Genomic DNA, 22,627 nt, shown 5'->3' on the forward strand with positions numbered 1-22,627 from the left:
CCAATTTACGGTTAATCCTTTGCAGGCCTTCGTTTTTTCGCTATAATGAGGATTACTAGGGAGAGGAGGCTTAAAGAATGGGGAAAGAATTATCGGTAGACGTTGCGTTTTTTCTCACGAAATTGTCCGAGGCGAAGATTACGTTTGAACGTGCTCTGGATTGTAAACATACGGAGTTTGATGACCTTTATCCCTATATGCTTGAACATCCCCAGTTTTTCTGGTACAAACGCTATGTCGCATGGTCGGAATTATTAACAATTGCAGGGCTGTGCCAAGAGCTTGATGTACCCTGGAAGGAAGAGTTCAGTCCGCAACAGGTGGGGTATCTGGAGCAACGAGTGATGTCGGCCAAGGTGCTTGATTTCTGGTTTGAGACTAATGATAGCAAGGAACATGCTTCGCGGTAACCGTACTTAAGCGCAAGCTCAAAAGTCAGGTTTTCCTCACCAAGGCAAATGCCTTCGGAAGTATGTTTTTGCAAAGTGCGGATCAAGTTAGGGTGTGACCGTAGGAGTCTTTTGATGAGGCAAGTTTTTGACTGAGCCTTGTGCTATATCTAGTCAAGTGCAGCAGGCTGTACATGAATTCATATGATGAACTCATGTACAGCCTTTTTGCGTCTTCCAACATCTTCAAGTCGTCCTCTCAACTGCGGGTTCAGGAGTGGTGCTGGTGAGAAAATGACTTTTGAACAAGTTGATGATAAAGGAGAGCACGATTAGCGACAGCACAGAATACAATCCGCCGATCCAGCCAGTGGAACCGAAGGAGAGGCACAGCACCAGTCCGTCAAGCACCAGCATCACCAGTCCGGGATTCCAGTTGTATCGCTGCTGCAGGAACAAGGCAAGAATATTATGGCCCCCAAGTGAAGAACCGCTGCTTAACAGCAAGGCCAGTCCACTGCCTACGACAAGCCCGCCGGCGATCGCGCCAAACCACATAGGCAGGGTGAAGGCCGGTATTAGAGAATGAATACTTGACAGAAGGCTTAACAAGGTTACGGCTGCAATGGTAGACAATGTGAATTTCCATCCCAGCTTGACAATAGAAAGTACATAAAAAGGAAGATTGACTAAAAAATAAGTGACCGAAAACGGGCTGTGCAATAGATAAGTCAGGCTCAGGGCCAGTCCAACGGTTCCCCCGGTAGTTATAGAAGCCCGATTCAGGAGCAGTACTCCAGTACTAACCATAAGACAGCTAATCATAATACGGTAGATTTTCATGTTTCCCCTCTCGCTATGACAGTTAAAGTTGACGAATTGTTTATAGTATAGTGAGTAAAACCTGACATCGGCAATTATTTACGTTGAAGTCAACAAGCTTTTATGCAAGTTCGCTATGAAGCGATAAAGCATTGAAATCCTTCGGCAAGATACCGAAAAGGCCTGATATAACAAGCTTTATTTGTATAGTAGATTAAACCATGAGCCAATAGACTTAAGGTATAAAAATAAAATGTTATAAGTAAAAATTCATATTTATCTTTTTGTTTATGTTAGGATACATAACGCAATTAAGCTTTTTTGAGTAAAAACTATTTATGAACCTTCAAAATTTAGTGTTAATCTTAAATTTTAAAAATGTTATGTTATTTTATTTGACATTCATTCAAAAAATAAGGTTGACACTCTGTTAGATACGGATGTATAACTATAAAAAAGCATTGCTGTGTTAATACGCTAAAGAGGGGGTTAGAAGGGAGAAGGCGAGGTTTACAAATTGTCATATTTTATAAGAACTAACAGAATGTTGAGTCAGATAACAATGCTTAAGGGGGACAAACAGTGAAAAAGGGCAGGGGACTACTCATTAGCTTTATTTTAATCACTGCTTTATTGGGAGGCTGCACTACGGCAAATTCGTCAAACAACGCGGCACAGCCAGGCGGGGAGCCTGGCAATCAGGTGGAGACAGGCTCCAAAAATTTGACTTATTCCAAAAACGCGGAGCCGGGAAGTCTGGACAGCAATAAAAGCTCCGATGATTTAGGCAATGAGATCTTGTTTCATATTAGCGAAGGCCTGGTGCGCAGCTATAATAATGAAACGGTACCTGGCATTGCGGAAAAGTGGAAAATTTCCGAGGATGGGAAGACCTACACATTCAAGCTGAGAGAATCGGTGTGGTCCGACGGCGTACCACTAACGGCTAAGGATTTCGAGTATTCGTTCAAACGATTCCTTGATCCCGCCACAGGCGCCTCCTTCGTCGAAACTATGTATCCAGTGGTCAATGCCAAGGCCTACAACACGGGAGAGCTTGCCGACGCCTCACAGGTCGGGATCAAGGCGCTCGATGATCTGACACTGGAAATCAAGCTGGAGTATCCTGTGCCTTACTTCCTGGTGACACTTGGCTCTAACGCTTATTTTTACCCGGTAAGACAGGATGTCGTTGAGAAGCATGGTGCTGCTTATGCATCCGATGAGACCAAGCTGGTTACGAACGGGCCATTCACGCTGGCGAAATGGAGTCATGAGGCCGAAATTCGTCTGGTGAAGAACGAAAGCTACTGGAACAAAGACGCCATTAAGCTGGACAGCATTACCCAACTGATCGTACCGGACAGTAATACAGCCGCCAATATGTATGATATGGGCGAGCTTGACTATCTTGGCGATATCCCGGCTGCCCTGATCTCGACATATCCGGAGGCCAAGGGCGAGCTGGCGGGCGGCATTCAAATGCTGCAGTTCAACATGGACGGAGCGACCCCTGAAACCAAGGCGGTCATGTCGAATGCCAATTTCCGCAAAGCACTCAGCTATGCGTTGAATCGCAAAAATATTGCCGCTGCGGTAGCTCCTCCGGGAACGCAACCGGCCAATCGCTTCATTTTGCCAAGCTTTACCGATTTTGTAAAAAATCATCCGTATGAAGCTGTCCCGGTCGAGGGAGATGAGGCGAAGGCGAAGGCGTATTTGCAGAAGGCGCTTGAAGAGCTTAATACGACGGTAGATAAGCTGCCCGCCATCAAATACGTAGGGATGGAAGGCAAGAACAAGGTATATGCAGAAGCGCTTCAGGATGCCTGGCTGAAGGTGCTGGGCCTGAATAATATTGAAATTCAGATTTTGCCGATTCCTCAGGCTATTGAAGCGACCATGAACCGGGAGTATGACATCTATATCCAGAGCCTGAGCGCTTCGCGCGATGTCTCCGAGGTGATGGAGTACTGGCTGGGTGACGGCAGTGTGAACTGGACCGGCTGGAATGATCCGAAGTATGAAGAGCTGTTCAATCAGGCCTCAAATCTTCTTTTGCCTGACGAACGGGACGCGGCATTTTTTGAGCTTGAACAATATTTAAGCGAGAACGGGCCGCTTGAGCCGTTTATGTATCCTGGTGTGAGCTACCTGGTTAAGGACTATGTGACCGGGGTAGTCAAGTCGCCGCTAGGCGCGCCAAATCAGTTGATTTACGCTGATATCTCCAAATAGATTCCAAAATAGCATGGTTTGGCTGAGGTCTTTGCCTGTTCTGGAGGGACCAAGGCCGTTCTTTTTATAGCTGCTAACTTCTATAAGAAGAGTTGCCTTTTCTCAACAGGGCTTTATGGAAGCCCGTACTTTATAAATCATGGAGGCGACTGGTTTGACGAGGTATATCATCAGACGTTTGTTTATCTCACTGCTTACGATCTGGATGCTGGCCACAGTTTCATTCTTTTTACTGCGATCGTTGCCCGGCAATCCATTCCAGACCGAAACATTGCTTTCTGCCGAAGTTCAGGAGCGAATGATGTCCTATTACGGGCTCGATAAGCCGCTTTACGAGCAGTATTTCAAGTACATGGGCAACCTGCTGCAAGGCGATATGGGCTACTCGCTGAAATACACGAACCGATCGGTAAACAGTATCATCGCCCAGTCCTTCCCGATCTCTGCGGAGCTTGGCCTGCGGGCACTGGCGCTGGCTGTGCCGCTGGGACTCCTGCTGGGGGTCATTGCTGCCCGGCGGAGGGGGAAAGCGGCGGACTACTTATGCGTGCTTATTGCAGTCATCGGTATTTCAGTGCCCAGCTTTATTGCGGGTACACTGCTGCAATACTTTTTCAGTGTCAAGCTGGGCCTCTTCCCGGTGGCGCAGTGGAAGAGCTTGCGGCATACGGTGTTGCCTTCGCTGGCAATGGGTCTGTCCCTGCTGGCTACCCTAACCCGGTTGATGCGGGCGAGCATGCTGGAGGTGACAACCCAGGACTATATCAAGACAGCCAAAGCTAAGGGGCTGGGAAGCTTCAAAATCACCTGGAGCCATCAGCTGCGCAATGCCATGCTGCCGATTGTTACGGTGCTGGGACCGCTGGTTGCGAGCGTGCTTATGGGCACCTTTGTCATTGAGCAGATCTTTGCGATTCCCGGCCTTGGCATGCACTTCGTTCAATCCGTCCAATCGCTTGACTACACGATGGCGCTGGGGCTGACCATCTTCTTCGGCGCTTTTCTGGTTGCAGCAAATTTCATTGTTGATATTGCTTACGGATTCATAGATCCCCGAATCCGGGTTGCTGATTAAGGAGGCTGACCATGAACCGAGACCTAAATGTAAAGCAGCCCCTGGCGCCCTTTGAGTTCACCAAGCCGGGGGAACAATCGGTACAGCAGCTTGTGCGGCCAAGCCTGTCCTTTTGGCAGGATGCTTCCTACCGGCTGTTCAAAAACAAAATAGCGATGGCGGGATTTGGCCTTATTATACTGATGGTGCTGTTATCGATCATCGGCCCGATGCTGACTCCTTATAGCTATAATGATACCGATTTAACTCAGATTAACGGGCCGATGAGTGCGGAGCACTGGTTTGGCACAGATACGCTGGGGCGCGACCTGTGGGCAAGAGTCTGGACAGGGGCCAGGGTATCGCTGATTGTCGGTGTGATCGGAGCGATTGTTCCCAGCCTGATCGGCGTTGTCATCGGCGGGATTTCCGGCTATTTTGGCGGCAAGCTCGATATGCTGATCATGCGCTTCATCGATATTTGCATTTGTGTTCCGCAATTGATCTATGTCATTTTGATTATGATTTATTTTGGCTCCGGACCAGGGCCGATTATCGCCGCCTTTGCGATTACCGGCTGGATGGGCTCGGCCCGCAATATTCGCGGGCTGGTGCTGCAGCTCAAGGAGCAGGAATTCGTGCTGGCTGCCAAGACGCTTGGCGCCACGCCTGCCCGGCTGATCGCCAAGCATCTGATACCCAACACATTGGGAATTATTATTGTTGGCATTACGACTGCGGTCCCTGCTGCGATTTTCTATGAAGCCTATCTCAGCTTTATCGGCATTGGCATCAAGCCGCCAATGTCCAGCTGGGGACAATTGGTGAACGATGGGATCAAGGTGTTTCGCGTATTCCCTTCCCAACTGTTCATCCCTTCCATTTTTATCTGTTTGACCATGCTGTCGTTTAATTTGTTCGGAGACGGTCTGAGAGATGCCTTCGATCCGAAATTGCGGCGTTAGGAGGAGAGAGAAGCGTGGAACCGAGATTGGAACCGATATTGGAAGTGAACAACCTGACGGTCTCCTTTGACACTTATGCTGGCGAGGTACAGGCTGTGCGCGGGGTTTCCTTCTATTTAAATAAAGGAGAGACCCTGGCGGTGGTGGGGGAATCCGGCTCAGGCAAGAGTGTGACTGTACAGACGATTCTTGGCTTGATTCCAACGCCCCCTTCACGGCTGAAGGAAGGGCAGATTGTCTATGATGGCCAGGATTTGACCCGCTTGTCGGACAAGAAAATGGAGCGGATTCGCGGGAAGGAAATCTCGATGATCTTCCAGGACCCGATGTCTTCTTTAAATCCGACGATGCGGGTGGGGCAGCAGATTATGGAGGGCATCCGCAAGCATGAGGGGCTGAAGGCGGGTGCAGCGCGGCAGCGAGCGGCAGAGATGTTAAGGATGGTAGGAATTCCTGATCCTGAGATGAATATGGAGCGGTATCCACATCAATTCAGCGGCGGAATGCGGCAGCGCGTAATGATTGCCATTGCGCTGGCCTGTAATTCCAAAATTCTGCTGGCCGATGAGCCGACGACGGCGCTGGACGTAACGATGCAAGCCCAGATTTTGCAATTGATGAATGAGTTGAAGGAGAAGCTGGACACGGCTATCGTGCTGATTACTCATGACCTTGGCGTGGTGGCGCAGATGGCGGATCGGATTGCGGTGATGTATGCCGGAAAAATTGTAGAAACAGGCCGGGCTGAAGACATTTTTTACCGCTCCCGGCATCCGTATACCTGGGGGCTGCTGGAATCGATTCCCGATCTGGGCAAACGCACCGGCAAGCGGCTGGATGCCATCCCCGGCTCGCCGCCGGATCTGTTCTCGCCGCCGACAGGCTGCGCCTTTGCGGCCAGATGCAAATATTGCATGAACATTTGCTTGACGGAGGACCCGGCGCTGACGACTGTAAATGAAGCGGGCGAGGATCGCGATGCGGCCGACGCATCTGTTCCGCAACAGGCAGCCTGCTGGCTGCTGGACCCCAAGGCGCCGAAGGTGACCGGGCCGCGGATTCAGACTCGTGCACGCTCGAAGGGAGGCAGCGCTGATGTCAGAGCCTAATTTGCTGGTGGTGCGTGATTTGGAGAAGTATTTTCGCACTGGAGACAACGTGGTGAAGGCGATCGACAAGGTGAGCTTTGAAATTGCCCGAGGCAAAACGCTTGGCCTGGTGGGAGAGTCGGGCTGCGGAAAGACCACGATTGGCCGCACGGTCGTGCGTTTGCATCAGGCAGATGGGGGACAGGTGTTGTTCCGCGGAGCTGATGTGCATCAGGTGGATAAGAAGCAAGCGCGTCAACTGACCAAGAAGATTCAAATGATTTTTCAGGACCCCTATTCCTCGCTGAACCCGCGGATGACCGTAGGGGACATTATCGGCGAAGGGCTGGATATTCATAAGCTGTATACCGGGAAAAAGGAGCGTTACAAGCGAATCTGCGAGCTGCTGGAGCTGGTGGGTCTTAATCAGGAGCATGCCGGCCGATTCCCGCATGAATTCTCGGGAGGGCAGCGGCAGCGTGTAGGGATTGCCCGCGCGCTGGCCGTTGAGCCCGAGTTTATTGTTTGCGATGAAGCGATATCGGCACTGGATGTTTCCATTCAGGCCCAAATTATTAATTTATTGATGGATTTGCAGGAGCAGCTGGGCCTGACCTATTTGTTCATCGCTCATGATTTAAGCATGGTACGGCACATTTCTGATGATATCGCTGTGATGTATCTGGGCAATCTGCTGGAAAAGGCGGAGACGGATGAACTGTATACAAGACCGCTGCATCCTTACACCATGGGCTTGCTTGAAGCGGTACCAACACCGGACCCTCTGTATGAAAGGGAACGGGAGAAGGTGCTGCTTGGCGGCGATGTGAAGCAATATCTTGGAGAGCGCAAGGGCTGCTGCTTTGCTTCCCGCTGCCGTTATGCCAATGAGCAGTGCCGCGAGCACAGACCGGAGCTGCAAGAGATCAATCCAGGGCATTTTGTTGCCTGCCACCGGGCCTTGGAGTGGGCCGGGAAGGCGGAAAGGGGCTGAACGGAGCAAGATGATAAGTAAAACGTTGATGGAAGATATATTAGGTACGGCGCTTTCGACGGGGGGCGACTATGCTGAGGTATTTGTAGAGGATACCCTTCGTCATTCGCTGATTCTGTCCGGCGGCCAGTTTGATTCGATTTTGTCAGGCAATGATTTCGGCGCTTCTGTACGGATTCTGCGAGGCACACAAAGCGTGTACGCCTATACCAATGATGTTTCGCGCGAATCGATGCTGGAGCTGGCCAGACGGGCGGCCAAGGTGCTGGGAGAGATCGGCCGCAATGAAGAGATTTCATTGACGGAACGCTACATTGCCAATTACAGCCCTACCCTGCTGGTACCCTCCTCGGTTCCCAACAGGGACAAAGGGGAACTGGTCAGACGGGCCTACAGCTCGGCCAGACAATATCATAATTCGGTTGTTCAGGCGATTGTTTCTTATAAGGATTGCGATCAGAAGCTTACGCTGGCCACAAGTGATGGCGTGTATCTGAATGATCGGCGGATTTATACGACGCTTGGCGTTCGCTCGATCGCCAGCCGCGGCGGGGAGAATGAAGTATGCAACAAGCGGTATGATGTGCAGGGCGGTCTGGAAATGTTTGACACCTGGTCGCCGGAATTGATCGGCGAGCAGGCGAGTCAGGTTGCCGTGATGAAGCTGGATGCCGTACCTAGTCCGGTGGGCGAGCTGCCTGTGGTGCTGTCCAGAGGCCATGGCGGTATTTTCCTGCATGAGGCCTGTGGACACTCGCTGGAATCCAGCTCAGTCGCCGGAGGGGGCTCGGTGTTCTCCGGGAAGCTTGGTCAGCGCATTGCGACGGACAAGATTACAGTGTTTGACGATGGCACCATGCCCGGGGCCTGGGGTTCGATTAATGTGGATGACGAGGGGCTGCCGGCCCAGAAGAACCTGCTGATCGAGAACGGCATTTTGAAGGGGTATATGATCGACCGGCTGGGTGCGCGCAAGATGGGGATGAAGCCAACAGGCAGCGGACGCAAGGAGTCCTATCGTTTTGCCCCGACCTCGCGCATGACCAATACCTACATTGTAGCGGGCGAGGATGAAGAGCAGGATATTATCGCAAGTGTGGACTACGGGGTATTCGCCAAGGAGATGGGGGGAGGAACTGCCAATCCTCAGACGAGCTCCTTCAACTTTAATGTTCAGGAGGCGTACCTGATCGAGAAGGGCAAAATCACTTCGCCAATCAAAGGGGCGACACTGATGGGCATGGGGGTTGAGGCCATGATGAACATCGAGATGGTTGGCAATAAGCTGGATTTTGACGGCGGCTTTTGCGGCGCGTCCAGCGGGAGCTTGCCTGTATCTAACGGACAGCCGATGATTAAAATTTCCAAGCTTGTGGTAGGCGGCAAGTGAGCTTGAGCCGATCCCGGATGGAAGAGGAGGTTGATAGTATGGATTTTGAAGCATTCAAGGAGGTTGTATTCGCCAAGGCCAAGGAATACGGCTTTGATCAGACAGAGCTATATTATGCAGAGGGCTCGGGCATCCAGCTCTCGCTGCCTCAGGGAGAGCAGTACAATATCAAGCGGGGCGTTTCGTTCCGCGGCTCGATTGAAGGAGGCACAGCCTCCGCGTATGCCGAGCAGCTCTCGGAGGAATCCGCTCATTTTCTCATCGAAACGGTTGCAGAGAATGTAAAGCTTACTGGCGGAGGGGGCCAGGCGTATTTCCACGATGGCTCGGGGACGTATCCAGAGCTGCCTTCTGCCGATGCCGAGCTGGAGGACCCCGTCAAGGTGGCTGCCTTGCGCGATCAGGTATGGCGGGAAATCGAGGCCTGCGGCAATTTGTCCAAGACCAAGGGGGTTGTCCATGCCGAGAGCCGGGTGATCCGGATGGTCAACAACCTGGGGCTCGACGTTTCTTGTAAATCAAATACGATCTATTGCATCCTCTACCTGGTAGCGGAGCAGAACGGGACGCTTAAGAATTCGCTATTGTATCGCGGCGGGACTTGTCTGGCGGATATTGATCCACGCGACCTGGTGCAGTCCGGACACCGCAAAGCAAACGGCTATTTTGGCGCTGAGCAGGTCGAGAGCGGAACGTATAACATTGTATTCCCCAATGACACAGCCAGCCTGCTGGTGCAGGGATTTTCCGTATTTTTCTCCGCCCAGTCGGTGCTGAGCGGAACCTCCCGCTTGCAGGGCAAGCTGGGCGAGCAGGTTGCGGGCTCTGCGATCACCCTTGTGGATGATCCGTTAGATCCGCGCGGCGTATTCTGTCGGCCGTTTGATGCCGAGGGGCAGCCTTCCGCGGCTCGCACGCTGGTGGAGAACGGGGTGCTGAAATCGGTTCTGCACAATACCCGAACCGCGGAGCAGTTTGGCGATGCTATGCCTGGCAGTTATCATCGGCTGGATTACAATTATTCACCCGCTATTTATCCATCCAATTTCTATGTTGCTCCCGGAGAGAAAAGTCTGGAGCAATTGATTGAGGAATTGGGCGACGGGCTTTATGTAACCGATGTAACGGCGTATTTTCACGGGGCAGGTATTAATGCGGCCTCTGGCGAATATTCCATTCCAGCTACAGGCTACGTAGTGAAGAACGGCAAGATTGACCGTCCCTTCGACGGGATTACGATTGCTGGCAGCCTGTATGATTTTATGAAAAATCTATCGGATATCGGCAGTGATTTGCTGTTTGGTCTGCCGACGAGCTTCCGTCCGGGCGCGCCGATGGCCCACGGATGCTACGGCGCTCCTTCCCTTCGCGTGGACGGGATCACGGTGTCCGGTAAATAAATCTGAACAGGGGTTGTTGCTGTGAATAAAGAACAAGCTTTTGATTTCCTGAATCGGCTGGCCAAGGGCATTGCCCTGACCTTCGGCAAATCCTGTGAAACTCTGATCCATGACATGAGTGTGAAGGGCCACCCCATTCTGGCTATCTATAACGGACATGTTACCGGCCGCGAGCCTGGCTCTATTGTCGATGTGCTAGGCTCTACCAAGGATTTGGATGAACTGGTTTCCGGGGTGGATTTTGTGAACCATCTGGCTGTAACACCGGAGGGTCGGCAAATCAAGAGCTCTACCTTTCAGATGTTCGGAGAAGGCTATCGGTTGGCGTTAGGCATTAATTTTGATTTTACGGAACTGGTTGGCGCCAACCAGTTGCTGCTGGGGCTGATGAATGTGGGGGGAGACCTGCAGAGCGCGATCTGGCAGGCCGGAGAAGGCATGCTTAGCGAAATATTCGAGGAAGCGCTGAAAATTGTCGGCAAGCCGATCGCTGATATGAACAAGAAGGATCGGCTCAAGCTGATCAAATTACTCAAGGACAAGCATGTGTTCGATATTCAGAAGTCCGTCCCTTTTGTTTCGGAGAAGCTGAGCGTCTCGCGATTTACTGTATATAATTACTTGAATGAGCTGGATAAGCAAGAGCAGGAGGATCATATCGATGGAGATTGAACAAAGGATTTCTGAACTTGGCATCACGTTGCCAGCCCCTGCCGGTCCGGGGGCTTTATATGTTCCGGTCAAGCGGCTGGGTCAGGGCCTGTATGTATCCGGCCATATTCCCATGCGGGACGGAAAGCCCGTCTATACCGGCAAGGCCGGGAGCGAGCGCAGTCTGGAGTATGCCCAGGAGGCAGCTCGTTTGTGCGTAATCAATATGCTTGCCTCCTTAAAGGCTTATGCCGGCAATCTGGATCAGGTCAAGGGCGTGGTCAAGCTGCTTGCCTTTGTGAACAGTGAGGTCGGTTTTGACCGCCAGCATCTGGTGGTGAATGCGGCTTCTCGTTTGCTGATGGACATTTTTGGCGAAGCAGAGGGGGCGCACGCCCGCTCGGCAGTAGGGACCAACCAGCTTCCGATGGACGTTACGGTGGAAATCGAAGGCATATTTGAATTAAGGGAGCTGTAGTCCCATGAAGTACGATTTTGACACATTGGTCAACAGGCAAAATAGCGGGAATATGAAATACATCGACACCCCCGAGGAAGTGCTCCAGGCTGGGGGGATTTCATACAGCGGAGCGGAGATGGACTTCAAGACGGCGCCGGTGATTATGGAAGCGCTGGCTGCGAAAGCGCGCAATGGCTTGTACGGGTACACGATTACCGATGACGAATACATTAATGCTATTATGCACTGGATGAAGACGCGCCGCGATTTTGAAATTCAGCGGGAATGGATTGTCCCGACCTATGGCACCTTGCAGGCGATGGCGGCGGCAATACGCGCCTTCTCAAGCGAAGGCGAGGGTGTTGTGATTCAGCCTCCCGTCTATTTGCTGTACCGCAAGGTGATCGAGCACAATCACCGCCAGGTGGTGGAAAGCCCTCTGATTTATGAGGGCGGCGAATACCGGATGGATTTCACCAGCCTGGAGCAGGTATTTGCCAGGAAGGATACGAAGCTGATGATTTTGTGCAACCCGCATAATCCGATCGGCAAGGTTTGGGAGCAGGATGTGCTGGCCCGGGTTGCGGAGTTGGCAGCGCGTTACGGCGTATTGGTCATCATTGATGAAATTTTTGCCGAGGTGGTCTTTAACGGGCATTATACGGTACCCTATCTGCAAATTCCCGGCACTGAAGGACATGCGATTGTCACCACCTCGTTAGGAAAGGTGTTTAATTTTACGGGCTTCAGTCATGCTAATGTGCTGATTGCTTCCGAGTCTTTGCGCGAGAGCTTTCTGCGGCAAAGGGAGATCGACCATTATGGAAGCATCAATCCGTTTATGCGTGAGGCGCTCATTGCCGGGTACAGGCATGGGGGCGAATGGGTGGATGAGATGCTGGATTATGTGCAGGAGAATATCAGGCTGGTGTGCGATTTTTTCCAGAAGTATCTTCCCCAGATCACCATCTCCGAAACGCAAGGCACGTTTCTCGTCTGGATGGACTGGAATAGACTGGGGCTTAGCGAGGAGGAGCTTCATGTCTTTCTGCAGAAGGAGGCTGCATTGGATCTGGATTGCGGCAGCTGGTTCGGGACGGGGGGTTACGGGTTCACGCGGATGAATCTGGCCACGCCGCGCAAGCCGCTGGAGCAAGCGTTGGAGCGGTTGAAAGCAGCCTCGGAGAAGCGGGGCTATACCACAATGATCAAGGGGGTTCGTCAGGGATGAAAGCAGCTATTGATGCCTATTTTGATCGAGTTCGGAATACGTTGATCAAGAACCTGCAGCAGCTGGTTGCCATACGAAGTGTCAAGGCAGACCCGCAGCCGGGGATGCCGTTTGGGCCGGAGGTGGCGCAGTCGCTTGAGGAGGTATTGAGACAGGCTCGGGAGCTGGGACTGATCACGCACAACCATGAGGGGTATGTGGGGACGGTTGATATTAATGAACTGGAGCCCTCGTTGGGCATTCTGGTGCATCTCGATGTCGTCGCCGAGGGCGACGGCTGGACCAAGGAGCCTTTCGGCGGCACGATCGAGGACGGACGGCTCTATGCGCGGGGGGCGACGGATGATAAAGGCCCGGCGATTGCCGCCTTGTTTGCATTGGCTGCGGTGAAGGAGCTGGGCGTGCCGTTAACCTCCGGCGCGCGGCTTATTCTGGGAACTGATGAGGAAAGCGGGAGCAGTGACATTAAATATTATTTCGCCAAGGAGCGCCCGCCGCGGCATGTCTTTTCGCCAGACGGCGCCTTTCCCGTTATCAATACGGAAAAAGGGGGACTGCGCACCAGCTTTGAAGGCCTGTTCCAGGAGGAAGCCGCCTTGCCGCGTGTGCTGTCCGCTTCCGGAGGCTATCGCGTAAACGTTGTTCCTCCTGTAGCGGAGGCGACGGTGGAGGGGCTGTCATTAGCCGAGGTTCAGGCCTGTGCGCTGGCGGTCTCCGCTCGCACCGGTGCGGAATTTGTCTGTACGGCTTTGCCTGCTGAAGGCTCTGTTCCCCGGGTTCGAATTCAGGTGCAAGGCACAGGCGGCCATGCTTCACTGCCGGAGCAGGGCGTCAATGCTGTGACTGCGCTGCTGGATGGTCTGGTTGCCCTGCCACTGGCGGACACGCCTATTCACCAAGCGCTGCGGGGAGTCTATGAGACCTTCCCGCATGGCGATTATTATGGAGAAGCGGCGGGACTCAAGATGGAGGATGAGCTGTCGGGGCCGCTGACGATCAATTTCTCCATTCTGGAGATTGAGCCGACGCGGATTTATGGTTTTTTTGACAGCCGGACCCCGCTGTGTGCTACGGAGAGCAATACGATGGATGTGCTGGAGCGCAAGCTGGCTGTCTATGGGGTGCAGTTGAAGCGTTCGGGCTTTTCTCCGCCTCATCATACACCTGCCGATTCTCCGTTTGTCCAGACGCTGTTAAGCTGCTATGAGCAGTATACCGGGCAGAAGGGAAGCTGCAACTACAGCGGCGGGGGGACCTATGTACATGGCATTGAGGGCGGCGTTGCTTTCGGCTGTACGATGCCGGGGGTTGATCCGCGCCCGCATGGTGCCGATGAGTTTGTCATTTTGGATGATCTGTTGACCTCGGCTAGCATGTTCACCCAGGTCATTATTGATATTTGTGGAAAGAAGGCTTGATGGCCATGCACATGCTTAAGGACAAGTTAATTTCCAGATTTATTGCTTATGCGCAGGTCAATACGCAGTCTAATGGGGCCAGCGCTAGCTGTCCTTCTACGCCGGGGCAGCTTGTGCTGGCCCGGATGCTGGCGGACGAGCTGCGCAGCCTGGGGCTTGCGGAGGTTGTCGTGGACGAGAACGGTTATGTCATGGCCACGTTGCCCTCCAATCTGCCTGCCGGACAAGCAGTGCCGGTGGTCGGGCTGATCGCTCACCTGGATACGGCGACTGAAATCACCGGCGAAGGGGTGCGCCCGCGGGTGATTGAGACCTATGAGGGCGGCGACATCCAGCTTGATGAGGCGGGAGCGGTGGTGCTCAAGCCCGCGGAGTTTCCCGAGCTGGATGGCTATATCGGTCAGACACTCATTGTTACGGATGGCAGCACGCTGCTGGGTGCGGACGATAAAGCGGGCATTGCCGAAATTATGACCGCGTTGGAGGTGCTGATGGCTCATCCTGAAATCCCTCACGGCAAGGTTCGGATTGCCGTCACGCCCGACGAGGAAATTGGCAGAGGGGCCGACAAGTTCGATGTAAAAGCCTTCGGTGCTGACTTCGCCTACACGATCGATGGCGGACCGCTGGGGGAATTGCAGTATGAAAACTTTAACGCAGCGACTGTGCGAGTCGTGATCCACGGCAGAAATGCTCATCCGGGCAGCGCCAAGGGTAAAATGGTGAATTCCGTGAAGCTGGCGATGGAGTTTAACCGCTATCTGCCGGAGGCAGAAGCCCCGGAGTATACCGATGGACGGGACGGGTTCTTTCATTTGCACGCTTGCCGCGGGGAGGCGGAGCGCACCGAGCTGGTGTACCTGATTCGGGAATTTGATCGCGTTCAATACGAGGAGCGCAAGGAGTTGCTATTGTCTGCGGCCGCGGATTTCCGCTCCAAATATGGCGAGTCTGTGTTAACTATGCAGATTCGGGACAGCTACGCCAATATGCTGGAAGCGATCCAGCCTGTATTTGGCATTGTAGAGCTGGCTCGCAAGGCGATGGAGCAGACTGGAATTCAGCCGCGGATTCAGCCGATTCGCGGCGGAACAGATGGCGCGCGGCTGTCCTTTATGGGGCTGCCAACCCCGAACCTGTTCGCCGGGGGCGAAAATATGCACAGCCGCTATGAGTATGTCTCTGCCGATGTGATGGTGAAGGCAGTGGAAATGCTGATTGAACTGGTTCAATTAAGTGTGACCGAGGACTTGCGTGCTCAAGCAAAGTAATACGTAAAATGGCACGGAGAGAAGCGCAAACTCACGCCCTGCTGCATCGCTTGATTGGAGATGGCGAATATTTGTTATATAATTTGCCTCAGGGAGGTGAGCGTTTCATGATTTCGGACGAGCAGTTGAATCAGTATCGGTTGTCCGGTGAAAAGGTGCGGGTGGTGCGTGATGGCATCGAGAGCAATGATGTTCGGGGCGTTGTCGTGGCCTGGGATGATACGCATGTGCTGATTCGCAAGCCCAACCGCAATGTAGTCAAGCTGGACCGTAATTATATTTACCAGCCCTCTCGGGAGCCACGGGCTTCTCTGGATGGTCTGAACGAATAAATTGGCGGTAACAGGATGCCGAATTTGCAGGGAGTCTCCGATATGGAGGCTCCCCTTTGCTAGTTATGCCTATTAATATTTGTATGTCAGATGCTAGTCTATAGCAATGGCGATATTGCCTAGTTGCTCACTCCGCTCCATACGCCCGAAGGCAAGTGCCGTTTCTTTTAAAGGATAGATCGTGTCGATCACAGGATGCAGAGCATGCCGCTCCATGAATTGCAGCATCGCTATAAATTCTTCCCTGCTCCCCATAGAAGTGCCAATAATGTGGAGCTGAGGGAAAAATACCGCCCTAGCGGGAATGGTAATTTCATCTCCGGAGCTTGCCCCGAACATAATGATTTTTCCATTAGGCTTGATGACATCAAAGTATTGGCCGTAGGCGACGGGGCCAACACTATCCAGGATTAAGTCCACAGCTTTACCTTTTAGCTGGTCTTTCCAGCTCTCATGAGTATTCAATGCTTGAGCTATCGGCAGTTGCAGCGCAGCTTGGCGTTTGACCTCGCTTCTTGAAGTGACGGTTACCTCCGCCCCGATTGCAGCAGCCATTAGCGCCGCAAAGGTTGCCACCCCGCCGCCGATCCCTGGAATAAGTACATGCTGGCCTTTCTGCAAATTCCCTCTAGTAAATAACGCCCGATAGGCGGTGAGGGCCGACAGGGATAGTGTCCCTGCTTCTTCCCAGGTTAAATAGGCAGGCTTAGGGACAACATTTTGTTGGGGAACGATGACAGATTCTGCGAAAGTCCCGTCTGAAGGACCGCCTAGTATGACAGGCACAATCGGGACCTGCTCTGTCTTTTCCCACCCTATGCATGGATTGATAATGACCTCCGCACCTGGTGTCAGAGGAGTTGCCTCGTCGCCGACGGCTTCAATAATTCCAGCCCCATCCGAGCCAGGAATGAAGGGAGCATCCTGATTCGTTCGGTCAGCCATCAGAAATAAGTCTCGATGATTCAACCCGGCAGTTTTTAAGCGTACCTTTACCTCGCCTTTTCCCGGCAGCTTGTCTTGTTGCTCTGTGTATTGCAATCCTCGTATTCCTGGCATTCCCGCATGTATAATCGCCTTCATTTGTATCCTCCTGTTGCTGTAGTTTAGGTTGACCTTCCATGTCACTCCCATTGTACACAGCTCAACCTGGTTGATAAAATGAATAAAACTGAACGTGAGTATCATAAATAATCATGGCTGGGAGGTGAGCAGAATTGGAAAGCAACGATTTGAAGATATTTCAGGCTGTTGCCAGAGAAGGAAGTATTACCAAAGCCGCGCAGGCGTTAAACTATGTCCAGTCCAATGTGACAGCCCGGATTCAATTTTTGGAGGCTGAACTAAAGCTCCCGCTTTTTCGGCGAACGAATCGAGGGATGATTTTGACCGCTGCAGGAGAAAATTTGCTTCATTACGCTGATCAAATTATAGACCTGCTGGCAGAAGCGCTCCGGACTACACAAGGTTCAGATGTCCCTGCGGGCGCTTTGCGCATAGGGTGTATTGAAACGGCTGCTGCCTATGACTTACTTCCGGTGATTAAAAAATATCAATCCCATTATCCGGAGGTTCAATTTCTGCTGCAAACGGGCGAAACCCATCATCTTTTGCAAAAGGTGTTGACCGGTGAAGTGGACGGAGCTTTTGTTTATGGTCCGATTCATGAATCGCACATTGAATATCTGCCTATATTTGAAGATGAGCTTGTTTTGATTTCCGAACGTAACAGAGCAGAGGCAAACATAGAAGAACTGCTTGCCCTACCCATGCTGTTTTTTGATGTTGGCTGTACCCACAGGGCCAGGGCCGAGCTTATATTGAAGGAAAAGGGGATTTCTTCTTATGAAGTCAGGGAATTTGGCACGATGGAAGTGATCATAAATGGCGTTTCCGCCGGGTTAGGCGTATCTTTGTTGCCGCGATCCTCAGTCTTAAATGCGGAAAAGGCAGGAAAAATCGCCAGTTACGCATTGCCGGAGCAATATCGCAGGCTGGAGGTAGGATTTATATATCGAGCGGGACAGATTTACTCTGCTGCATTAGCTGCATTATTAGAGCTGGTACAACCGTTGCATAGAAGCTGAAATGCCATCATATGCTTGGAACAGTGCTCGATCGGGAGATCGGCTACTCAACTAATGCGGTAGCCTCTTGCCCGATTGTGCGCCCTGAGCTTGAAGCGGAGCTGGCCTCTCCGTTGCCGCTCAGGTAAGCACGCATACGCTTCGATACCTCCTGCTGAAGTGCAGACCAGAAAATGTTCATCTTGCCGTGGAAGCCTCGGTAGCGGTATTCGGCGCGAATCCCGTTCTCATCTTGGCTAATTCGGTAAATCTCGATGTTCCGCTGCCGGAATTGATCGTGAATTTCTGCCAGTACAACGGATGCCCGGCTCTCGCCGTGGCGGATAAAATCGACATAAACCTCAGGACTCTTCAAGACTCCGCTCTGCTCCAGCACCCGGGCATCCCGCTGAAATATACGCTGCAAGCACTCCAGCAGCAATGCACTCTTGATCAAGGCCAAATCATCTTCGCTTAGACCGGGAACGGCCATATATCAACACCCCTTTAAATGAGAACTTATGTTCTTATTATACTCTAATTTCTCCTTATTTATCAAGGGGATTGCTTCTGGAATAAGCTGGTTGCAGCAGCCTGGGAAGCGGTCAATGCTTGCGGATAAATTTGTTGCGGAAGCCGGTTGGAGATAACCCTTCCTTCTGCGAAAAGCAGGAAGAGAAGTGGGAGACATGACGGAAGCCCACCTCGTCGGCAATGCGAGCCACAGACCAGGAGGTTTGCAGCAGCAGCCGCTTGGCCTGTTCGATCCGATAATTTTGCAGGTAAGCGATCGGTGTCATTCCATAGGCTTTAAGCATGCTTTTGGCCAAATAATTCGGGTGGTAGTTCAGTTCGTCTCTAAGTACGGAGTTGGTGATGTTGCGAGTGTAGTTATGACGGATGAAGAGCTCGATTTGTTCAGCCAATTGAATGGCGGTGGCATCCGAAGGAGAGGCCAGGTCACGGTCGAGATGCTGAAGGAAGCGCTGAAAGGAGGCCTGCCTGTTCCAGTTGCGCAAGGATTGCGGTTCATGCTCCTGGGCGAAGAACAGGTCCAGTACTTCCATGGCTTTGGGGGCGATTTTTCTGTGCTTGGGAAGGAAAATGGAGCAGACATCCGCATGATTAACGAAGGCTTTCTGTTTATGGTTCTGAATCAATTGAGTTTGCCCTTCAAGGCAATCGTCCATCGAGGCACACTCGATCCAACTGCCAAAGGTCTGAAAATGAATCCAGATAATCTTTGTTTCCTCCCGGCAGGGAGCATTGCCATAATGATGCCCGTCAGGACACAGGATGAGAAATTCTCCTTCACGCACCTCCCAGGATCTGTCGTTCTCCGCTACGGGAAGCATTCCCTTGAGGACAACGATCAGGTCAAACACACCGATGCAATTACGGTTGATATGATAATCGCCTTCGTCGTAAGAAGCGTGCCCGCAATCCACAAAATAGGGAATGGGCGGCGAGATGAAATGCAAGATGGATGAGTTCATTGGTTACCCTCCAAGTAGGTTGAAATTATTAAAAATAAGGTTGTAAACCTCCGTTTTTTATTAGAATACAACATGCTTTAATATAATTAAAGCGCTTACCCCGATGTTGAAAAAATATAATTCGGGGAACGCGGTATTTAGAAGTCAAGGAGGAGAACTTGATGAAGAAGACTTTGATGGGTGCAATGGTTCTGATGCTGATCATGGTCATGGGGCTCAGCGGCTGTGGAGGAGCAAATACAGATCATCCATCCTCAGCGGGGACGGATCCGAAGCAAAATGAAGGCAATGTCAAGCAGGCAGACGGCAATGGCAATGCCGCGGGAAGCGAAGCACAGAAGGTAGTCTTCTGGACGTTTGTGGATGCGCACCAGCGGTTCTATGAGAGCATGGCGGACAGTTGGAATGCGGCTAATCCAGATAAGGCAATCGAGCTTGAGGCGACAACGATTCCCTATGATGATATGCATACCAAGCTTCTGGTTGCCTTGCAGTCGGGTGTAGGAGCGCCTGACCTGGTGGATATCGAGCAAAACAAGTTTCCCAACTTTATGAAAGGCACACCACAGCTTGTTTCTCTGAATGACATTGTAGAGCCTGAGCTAGACAATATCGTAAAATCCCGAGTGGAGATTTATAGCAAAGGGGATACGTTCTACGGCATCGACTATCATGTCGGAGCTACGGTGATGTATTACAATAAGGAAATTCTTGATTTGGCCGGAGTTAACCCGGATGATATCACAACGTGGGCTGATTTTGAGAGTGCCGGGAAGCAGGTGCTGGAGAAGACTGGCAAGCCGATGATTACGTTTGAAGGCAACGGGAACTGGTCCTGGTGGCCGGCGATTAGCCAGCAAGGCTCTGATCAGGTGGATGCCGACGGGAATGTAACGATTGATACCCCTGTGAATATCAAGACGATGGAATTTTTTCAGAAGCTGGTCAAGGAAGGGGTTGCCGCTGTAGCTCCCGGAGCCGGCCATGATACGGAGGAATATTTCGGTTACATGAATTCCGGCAGTGCAGCCTCCGTCTTCATGCCGTTCTGGTTCATGAATCGCTTCACCGATCATATCCCTGACTTGTCAGGCAAAATCATGATTCGTCCTATGCCTGCCTGGGAGGAAGGCGGCAACCGTTCGGCAGGGATGGGCGGTACGGCCACGTCGATTACGAATCAAGCCAAGAATCCGGAATTGATTAAGGAATTCCTGACCTATGCCAAGCTGTCCAAGGAAGGCAATCTGCAAATATGGAAGCAGCTTGGATTCGATCCGATTCGTACTGATGTATGGAGCGACCCGGCGATGAAGGAATCAAATAAATTTACGGATTATTTCGGAGATGACATCTTTGATACACTGCTTAGCGTAAAGGATGAAATTGCCCCGGTGAATATCCGCGAGAATACACCAGAGGTATTTGATGCGATTCGCAACAAGGCGATGCCGGAAATCTTTATTAATTTGAAGGAGCCGGCTCAAGTATTGAAGGATGTTCAAAACAGCTTGAAGTAGAGAGAGCAGGAGGCGGATCATGCAGCTGGAAAGAGAGTTGAATCCGGGGAAGATACGGAAGGAGCCGCGTAAAAGATGGGGCAATTCACAAAAGATTGCCCCTTACGTATTTGTATCTCCGTTTCTTTTATCGTTTGTGCTGTTTTTTGCCTATCCGCTGGTTAGCAGCGGGGTGATGAGCTTTCAGGAGGTGCTGCCCGGAGAGGTTTCATTTGTGGGACTGGACAATTACCGGGCTTTGTGGAACGAGGATTTTGGAGCCGCATTATACAATAGCAGCCGCTATACCTTGTGGACATTGCTGCTGCTGATTCCCGTACCTATGCTGCTGGCTGTGCTGTTAAATTCCAAGAAAATGGTGTTCAGCAACTTTTTCAGATCCACACTGTTTATTCCGGCCTTAACCTCGGTGGTTGTGGCGGGTGTCGTCTTCCGGTTGATTTTCGGAGAATTGGATGGGGCTTTGTTGAATACGATCCTCCATTGGTTTGGCCTTCCCAGCCAGAAATGGCTCTATAGCTCAAGCTTGAGTATGGTGGCGCTGGTAGTGTTGGCTGGCTGGAGATGGATAGGCATCAATGTGCTATATTTCCTCTCTGCCTTGCAGAGTATTCCCGGCGAATTGTATGAGGCGGCCCAGATTGACGGAGCGGGCAAGCTGAGAAGATTATGGAGCATCACGGTCCCCCTGTTAAGACCCATCACTATTTATGTGGTGACGATCACCATCTATGGCGGCTATGCCATGTTTACTGAAAGCTATATGCTATGGGCAGGGAAGCCATCGCCGCAAAATATCGGTTTGACGATGGTTGGTTATATTTATCAGCAGGGATTTCAGTATTTTAATCTGGGCTTCGGCTCTGCCGTTGGCCTGACCCTGTTAGCTATTACCCTCATCGTCAGCATGCTGCAACTGGCTTTGACCGGCATGTTCAGGAAGGAGGAGTAAAGGCTATGCAGTTACGGGTTGGTAAAAAACGCCGAATCACGCCATCTTCAGTGGTCATGCTGCTGTTATTTGTCCTGTTAGCGATCCTGATGCTTTTCCCGCTCTATGCGTTATTTCTGGCTTCGCTTAAGCCGGCAACTGAGTTGTTCAGATATGGCCTGAACGTGCGGCTGGATATCCATTTAATGAGCTTGAATAATTACAAAACGATCTTTACAGGCGAAGGGGCAGCGGCAAACTATTTTGGTTGGTATAAGAACAGTCTGATTATTACTTTACTATTCACCTTACTGAGCCTTCTGTTATCCTCTATGGTTGGCTATGGGCTTGGCATGTATCGTTTCAAAGGGCGGACATTGATCTTCACCCTGGTTCTGGTCGTCATGATGATTCCTGTGGAAATCATTTTGCTGCCGCTGTACAAGCTGACGATTTCGCTCAAGCTGATCAATACGATCTGGGGAGTAATATTACCCTTTGTGGTAGCTCCGTTGCCGATTTTTTTCTTTCGTCAGTTTGTGCTTGGCTTGCCCAAGGATTTTATGGATGCGGGAAGAATTGATGGCTGCTCGGAGTATGGAATCTATTTTCGCATCATGGTGCCGCTGATGGCGCCAGCCTTTGGTGCTATTACGATTCTGCAGGCCATGAATAGCTGGAACAATTTTCTGTGGCCGTTAATTGTCTTGCGAACGACGGAGCAATTTACGCTTCCCATCGGGCTGGCTTCCTTCGTATCGCCGCTAGGGAATAATTATGAAGCGTTAATCTCGGGAGCTGTGCTGGCAATTTTGCCTATTCTGGTGCTGTTTCTGTTCTTTCAGCGGTATTTTATTGAGGGCTTGACGGTTGGCGGGGTAAAGGGGTGATGTGCCCCGAAATTAATTTCT

Annotated in this window: 22 protein-coding genes; 18 read left to right on the plus strand and 4 right to left on the minus strand. The window is 51.5% G+C overall.

Annotation, left to right across the window (positions count from 1 at the left end; translation table 11 throughout):
• Window positions 1-77 precede the first annotated feature (77 nt).
• Complete coding sequence (locus tag C557_RS0103880) at window positions 78-410, plus strand: hypothetical protein (protein WP_018750513.1); 333 nt, start codon at window positions 78-80, stop codon at window positions 408-410.
• 225 nt (window positions 411-635) lie between these two features.
• Here C557_RS0103880 and C557_RS0103885 read toward each other — a convergent pair whose 3' ends face one another.
• Window positions 636-1,232, minus strand: a complete 597-nt coding sequence (locus C557_RS0103885; RefSeq protein ID WP_018750514.1) for a YitT family protein — start codon at window positions 1,230-1,232, stop codon at window positions 636-638.
• A 561-nt stretch (window positions 1,233-1,793) separates the two neighbouring features.
• Here C557_RS0103885 and C557_RS0103890 point away from each other — a divergent pair.
• The 13 genes from C557_RS0103890 to C557_RS0103950 all read left to right on the plus strand — a co-directional run bounded on the left by C557_RS0103890 (window position 1,794) and on the right by C557_RS0103950 (window position 15,703).
• A complete protein-coding gene (locus C557_RS0103890) occupies window positions 1,794-3,449 on the plus strand; it encodes a peptide ABC transporter substrate-binding protein (protein ID WP_018750515.1) in 1,656 nt (551 codons plus the stop codon).
• A gap of 154 nt (window positions 3,450-3,603) precedes the next feature.
• Entirely contained in the window at window positions 3,604-4,524 is a 921-nt protein-coding gene (locus C557_RS0103895) for an ABC transporter permease (protein ID WP_018750516.1), read from the plus strand.
• An 11-nt stretch (window positions 4,525-4,535) separates the two neighbouring features.
• The gene (locus C557_RS0103900) at window positions 4,536-5,468 is read left to right on the plus strand and encodes an ABC transporter permease (RefSeq protein WP_018750517.1); all 933 of its coding nucleotides are present in this window, start codon (window positions 4,536-4,538) and stop codon (window positions 5,466-5,468) included.
• Between the two features lie 26 nt (window positions 5,469-5,494).
• Window positions 5,495-6,577 carry an ABC transporter ATP-binding protein gene (locus tag C557_RS0103905; protein ID WP_154656151.1) on the plus strand — a complete coding sequence of 361 codons (1,083 nt, stop codon included), beginning with the start codon at window positions 5,495-5,497 and terminating at the stop codon, window positions 6,575-6,577.
• Window positions 6,564-7,550 carry an ABC transporter ATP-binding protein gene (locus C557_RS22885; RefSeq protein ID WP_018750519.1) on the plus strand — a complete coding sequence of 329 codons (987 nt, stop codon included), beginning with the start codon at window positions 6,564-6,566 and terminating at the stop codon, window positions 7,548-7,550. The genes C557_RS0103905 and C557_RS22885 overlap by 14 nt, the downstream gene beginning before the upstream one ends.
• A gap of 10 nt (window positions 7,551-7,560) precedes the next feature.
• Complete coding sequence (locus C557_RS0103915; protein WP_018750520.1) at window positions 7,561-8,940, plus strand: TldD/PmbA family protein; 1,380 nt, start codon at window positions 7,561-7,563, stop codon at window positions 8,938-8,940.
• 38 nt (window positions 8,941-8,978) lie between these two features.
• Complete coding sequence (locus C557_RS0103920; RefSeq protein WP_018750521.1) at window positions 8,979-10,340, plus strand: TldD/PmbA family protein; 1,362 nt, start codon at window positions 8,979-8,981, stop codon at window positions 10,338-10,340.
• A 21-nt stretch (window positions 10,341-10,361) separates the two neighbouring features.
• Complete coding sequence (locus tag C557_RS0103925) at window positions 10,362-11,012, plus strand: helix-turn-helix transcriptional regulator (protein ID WP_018750522.1); 651 nt, start codon at window positions 10,362-10,364, stop codon at window positions 11,010-11,012.
• The gene (locus tag C557_RS0103930; RefSeq protein WP_018750523.1) at window positions 11,002-11,469 is read left to right on the plus strand and encodes a RidA family protein; all 468 of its coding nucleotides are present in this window, start codon (window positions 11,002-11,004) and stop codon (window positions 11,467-11,469) included. Before C557_RS0103925 ends, C557_RS0103930 begins: the two co-directional genes overlap by 11 nt.
• Before the next feature lie 4 nt (window positions 11,470-11,473).
• The gene (locus tag C557_RS0103935) at window positions 11,474-12,682 is read left to right on the plus strand and encodes a MalY/PatB family protein (RefSeq protein WP_018750524.1); all 1,209 of its coding nucleotides are present in this window, start codon (window positions 11,474-11,476) and stop codon (window positions 12,680-12,682) included.
• On the plus strand, window positions 12,679-14,100 hold the full coding sequence (locus C557_RS0103940; RefSeq protein WP_018750525.1) for a Sapep family Mn(2+)-dependent dipeptidase: 1,422 nt from the start codon (window positions 12,679-12,681) through the stop codon (window positions 14,098-14,100). The genes C557_RS0103935 and C557_RS0103940 overlap by 4 nt, the downstream gene beginning before the upstream one ends.
• A gap of 11 nt (window positions 14,101-14,111) precedes the next feature.
• Window positions 14,112-15,371, plus strand: coding sequence for a peptidase T (gene pepT / locus C557_RS0103945; protein WP_040676426.1), 1,260 nt, complete (start codon window positions 14,112-14,114; stop codon window positions 15,369-15,371).
• A 107-nt stretch (window positions 15,372-15,478) separates the two neighbouring features.
• The gene (locus C557_RS0103950; RefSeq protein ID WP_026263284.1) at window positions 15,479-15,703 is read left to right on the plus strand and encodes a hypothetical protein; all 225 of its coding nucleotides are present in this window, start codon (window positions 15,479-15,481) and stop codon (window positions 15,701-15,703) included.
• Between the two features lie 93 nt (window positions 15,704-15,796).
• Here C557_RS0103950 and C557_RS0103955 read toward each other — a convergent pair whose 3' ends face one another.
• Window positions 15,797-16,786 (minus strand): zinc-binding dehydrogenase, encoded by a 990-nt coding sequence (locus C557_RS0103955; RefSeq protein WP_018750528.1) that lies wholly within the window; start codon window positions 16,784-16,786, stop codon window positions 15,797-15,799.
• A gap of 134 nt (window positions 16,787-16,920) precedes the next feature.
• Here C557_RS0103955 and C557_RS0103960 point away from each other — a divergent pair, with 134 nt between their 5' ends.
• Window positions 16,921-17,790, plus strand: a complete 870-nt coding sequence (locus tag C557_RS0103960) for a LysR family transcriptional regulator (protein WP_018750529.1) — start codon at window positions 16,921-16,923, stop codon at window positions 17,788-17,790.
• 43 nt (window positions 17,791-17,833) lie between these two features.
• Here the strand turns inward: C557_RS0103960 and C557_RS0103965 are convergent, their stop codons facing one another.
• Both C557_RS0103965 and C557_RS0103970 read right to left on the minus strand, forming a co-directional pair.
• A complete protein-coding gene (locus C557_RS0103965) occupies window positions 17,834-18,262 on the minus strand; it encodes a YhjD family protein (RefSeq protein ID WP_018750530.1) in 429 nt (142 codons plus the stop codon).
• A 112-nt stretch (window positions 18,263-18,374) separates the two neighbouring features.
• On the minus strand, window positions 18,375-19,265 hold the full coding sequence (locus C557_RS0103970; RefSeq protein WP_018750531.1) for an AraC family transcriptional regulator: 891 nt from the start codon (window positions 19,263-19,265) through the stop codon (window positions 18,375-18,377).
• 161 nt (window positions 19,266-19,426) lie between these two features.
• Between C557_RS0103970 and C557_RS0103975 the strand changes: the two genes are divergently transcribed.
• The 3 genes from C557_RS0103975 to C557_RS0103985 are packed head-to-tail and all read left to right on the plus strand — an operon-like array spanning window position 19,427 to window position 22,606.
• Window positions 19,427-20,785: an ABC transporter substrate-binding protein gene (locus C557_RS0103975; RefSeq protein ID WP_018750532.1), complete on the plus strand. Its 1,359-nt coding sequence runs from the start codon at window positions 19,427-19,429 to the stop codon at window positions 20,783-20,785.
• A 19-nt stretch (window positions 20,786-20,804) separates the two neighbouring features.
• A complete protein-coding gene (locus tag C557_RS0103980; protein ID WP_018750533.1) occupies window positions 20,805-21,737 on the plus strand; it encodes a carbohydrate ABC transporter permease in 933 nt (310 codons plus the stop codon).
• Between the two features lie 5 nt (window positions 21,738-21,742).
• Window positions 21,743-22,606 carry a carbohydrate ABC transporter permease gene (locus C557_RS0103985; protein ID WP_018750534.1) on the plus strand — a complete coding sequence of 288 codons (864 nt, stop codon included), beginning with the start codon at window positions 21,743-21,745 and terminating at the stop codon, window positions 22,604-22,606.
• Window positions 22,607-22,627: the final 21 nt, after the last annotated feature.

Source organism: Paenibacillus sanguinis 2301083 = DSM 16941, from assembly GCF_000374825.1.
Lineage (GTDB): Bacteria > Bacillota > Bacilli > Paenibacillales > Paenibacillaceae > Fontibacillus > Fontibacillus sanguinis.